Source organism: Gordonia malaquae NBRC 108250 (genome assembly GCF_000344135.1).
Taxonomy (GTDB): Bacteria; Actinomycetota; Actinomycetes; order Mycobacteriales; family Mycobacteriaceae; genus Gordonia; species Gordonia malaquae.
This window is the reverse complement of sequence record NZ_BAOP01000108.1, coordinates 1-766: the sequence shown is the minus strand read 5'-3', so window position 1 is coordinate 766 and position 766 is coordinate 1. Positions and strand designations below refer to the sequence as shown.

Here is a 766-nt window from a genome sequence, read left to right as displayed (position 1 = left end):
GCCGCTATCAGCGGCCATGTGCGTGACCCCGTAGGCATCGATACTTCGCTGTCAACGTTCTACGGTCGCTGCGTCCAATCGCGCCGCTGCTTCGTTGAAATCGTTCGGTGCCTCCATGTTGATCATGTGACCGATCTGCGGCAACACCACGAAATCGTGCAACCGACCGCGCTGCTGCAGGCGTTCGGCGAGATCAATGGAATGAACCTCGGGTGTCAACTTGTCGGCAGAGCCCACGATCACTGTCGTCGGAACCGCAAGTGAGTCGACTCCTTTGCTGACGTCAATGGAGGCCAGGACCTTGCCCCACATTCCCCGCACCGCAGGGGGGCAACGCAGCACTATGTCGGAACACTCCGCTACAACGTCGGCCGACGCGTGCGGGCCCATCGTCCCGTATTTTACCAAACGTCGGTTGAAACCAGTGTCAAGCATCTCCGGTCCCGCGATGGCGAGCCCGGCTGCGAAGGCTCGCTCCAATGAGGCGCGGAGTCGACGTGGCGACCTAATTAACGTCGATCTACTCACCAACTGGGAGGGTCCAGTGCTCGCCAAGACGGCACCACGGGCTAGGAGGGGCACCGACTCCGGGTGCTCGGCAGCCCAACCCATGATGGACATCCCGCCCATACTGTGACCGGACACCAACGCCTTACGACCCGACGTGACGACCGCGCGCAAGACCGCCTCGAGATCGTCGCCGAGCAACGACGAAGAGAAGGGGGCGCGACCCCGGTCACTCCAGCCATGTCCTCGTTGGTCATAT

At 61.9% G+C, this 766-nt stretch carries 1 protein-coding gene; it reads right to left on the bottom strand.

Translation table 11 applies throughout. The features are described 5' to 3' along the window. Positions 1-51 precede the first annotated feature (51 nt). Positions 52-766 (bottom strand): alpha/beta fold hydrolase (locus GM1_RS21415; RefSeq protein WP_040521059.1); only part of this gene is annotated, 715 nt, incomplete at its 5' end.